This window comes from Brevundimonas sp. UBA2416, assembly GCF_002343105.1.
Classification (GTDB): Bacteria; Pseudomonadota; Alphaproteobacteria; order Caulobacterales; family Caulobacteraceae; genus Brevundimonas.
On the sequence record NZ_DDRM01000029.1, the window covers coordinates 111506 to 112121 of the forward strand.

Genomic DNA, 616 nt, shown 5'->3' on the forward strand with positions numbered 1-616 from the left:
CCCCCCCCCGCCGGCCCCGCCCGCCCCTGCGGCCCCCGCCGCCCCGACCCGCCCGTGATCACCGCTTTCAGGACGTACCCCATGAATCGCGTGCTTAAAGTCGCCCTGCTCAGCGGTCTGGCCGTCACCCTCGCCTCGTGCAGCACGGTGCAGGGCATGCTGCCGTTCGGCCTCGGCCGGGACAACTCGCCCCAGGCGACCGCCACCGACGGTCAGCGGATCTCGGTGCTGGAGTTCGAACAGGCGCTGGTCCCGTCGGCCGCCCTGTCGGGTCGTGACTTCTTCATTCCGGGCCCCCAGGCGGCGATCGCCTGGACCCAGCCGGGCGGAAACGCCGAGAACGCCGTCGAACACGTGATCGCGGGCGCGGAGTTCACCGTCGCCTGGCGTCGCGGCGTCGGCGCCGGCTCGTCGCGCACGCGTCAGGTCATGGCCCCGGTCGTGGCCGACAACGGCCGTGTGTTCGTGCTGGACGGCGAGTCCACCGTTTCGGCCCTCGACGCCGGAACGGGCGCCCAGGCCTGGCGGGTCAACATCAAGCCGGCCGAGGATTCGCGCCGCACCGGCTTCCTCGGCATGGGCGGCCGCTCGGATGGCGGCGGCTTCGGCGGCGGCG

1 pseudogene is annotated in these 616 nt (G+C 73.7%); it reads left to right on the forward strand.

Annotated features, from left to right (window positions below):
- Positions 1-81: 81 nt before the first annotated feature.
- Positions 82-616 (forward strand): annotated as a pseudogene (locus B3E43_RS09890) (dehydrogenase); the annotation flags it as partial.